The organism is Microbacterium testaceum (genome assembly GCF_001476655.1).
In the GTDB taxonomy this organism is placed as follows: Bacteria; Actinomycetota; Actinomycetes; order Actinomycetales; family Microbacteriaceae; genus Microbacterium; species Microbacterium testaceum_C.
Map to the genome: position 1 here is coordinate 1 of NZ_LDRT01000227.1, position 685 is coordinate 685.

Annotated in this window: 1 protein-coding gene; it reads left to right on the forward strand. The window is 69.8% G+C overall.

The features are described 5' to 3' along the window. Positions 1-110 precede the first annotated feature (110 nt). Positions 111-464, forward strand: coding sequence for a hypothetical protein (locus tag NS220_RS18605; protein WP_058625447.1), 354 nt, complete (start codon positions 111-113; stop codon positions 462-464). Positions 465-685: the final 221 nt, after the last annotated feature.

The window sequence follows — 685 nt, forward strand, 5'->3', positions numbered from 1 at the left end:
GAAGCCACCGGGGTCGGCGGGCGGGGCCGGGCGTGGGTCGGGGAGGGCCGCGAGCGCGGTGAGGCCCGCCTTCCTGGCGGGTGATCCGCGGCATCCCTACTCTGACGGGTATGGAGATCCTTCGCAGCGTCGTCATCCTGATCCACATCGTCGGCTTCGCGATCCTCTTCGGCGCCTGGGTCGTGGAGGCCGTCGGCCGCCGCATCCGCGTGACGCCGCTGATGAACTACGCGATCGTGATCTCCCTCGTCACCGGGCTCATCCTCTCGGCTCCCTGGGGCAGCGACCACGAGCCCAACTACATCAAAATCGGCATCAAGCTCGTCGTGCTGCTCGTCATCGGCGCGCTGCTCGGCATCGGTTCGGCCCGTCAGAAGCGCACGGGCTCGCTCTCCCCCGCGATCTTCTGGCCCATCGGCATCCTGGCCCTGCTCAACGCGGGGCTCGCCGTCATCTGGCACTGACGCCCATCGCGCGCACGCGCGAGACGTGCGCGCGAACCGGAGCGCGTTCAGCGCGCGCATAGACTGGAGGGTCTCGACGCCCCTCACTCGGGGACGTCGCCGGTGCCCCGCCCGTGCGCTCTCTCACCACCACCCCCGTGACCGCTGCGTGCCACCGCTGCGCCCCACCCCGGACGCGAACGAAGAATCTTCCCGTCAGGCTGTCATGACCTCCTCATCCC